Raw genomic sequence first — 775 nt, 5'->3', positions numbered from 1 at the left:
CCTTCGCGACTGGCCACTGCGAGCAGACGGCCGAGGCTGAAACCGCGCTGCTTGAGTGGCGGCGTGGCGGCCGCTGGTGCGGTCGATGATTCGCTCGCGGGAGGCGTTTCGGCAGTGCCCTGGGCCTGTTCCAGGCAGGTCACGAAAGCGGCCTCCAGCGTCTCTCCACCGAACTGCTGTTGCAATGCCGCCGGGGTGTCGCACGCGAGGACTTTGCCGGCGTGCATCAGCGAGATGCGGTCGCAGCGCTGGGCTTCGTTCATGAAGTGGGTGGAGAGGAAAATCGTCACGCCCTGCTCGCGCGACAGTTCGATCAATAGCCGCCAAAAGTCATCGCGGGCTGCCGGATCGACGCCGGACGTCGGCTCATCGAGAATCAGCACTTCCGGGCGGTGCAACACCGCCACCGCCAGTGACAAACGTTGGCGCAGACCCAGCGGCAGGGCGCCGGACGGCTGATCGGCGACGCCGAGCAGGTTGAAGCGCTGAATCAACGCTTCGATTCGTTGCGTGCTTTCGACCTTGGGCAGGTCGAACAGCCGCGCATGCAGCTCAAGGTTCTGCCGCACACTGAGCTCGCCATACAGCGAAAAACTCTGGGACATGAAGCCGACCCGCTTGCGCGTGGCCAGATCCTTGGCATTCACCGGGTTACCGAGCAGCGTCGCGCTGCCCTCGCTGGCCGGCATCAGTCCGGTCAGGACTTTCATGGTGGTGGTCTTGCCGCAGCCGTTGGAGCCGAGAAAACCGAAAATTTCGCCGCGCCCGATGGCGA

At 64.5% G+C, this 775-nt stretch carries 1 protein-coding gene; it reads right to left on the bottom strand.

Going from position 1 to position 775, the window contains the following annotated elements; translation table 11 throughout:
• Positions 1-775 (bottom strand): ATP-binding cassette domain-containing protein (locus tag DBR24_RS32410; protein ID WP_256591559.1); only part of this gene is annotated, 775 nt, incomplete at both ends.

The sequence above is a fragment of the Pseudomonas sp. HMWF006 genome (genome assembly GCF_003061205.1).
GTDB classification, from domain to species: domain Bacteria; phylum Pseudomonadota; class Gammaproteobacteria; order Pseudomonadales; family Pseudomonadaceae; genus Aquipseudomonas; species Aquipseudomonas monsensis.
This window is presented reverse-complemented; position numbering and strand designations above follow the sequence as displayed.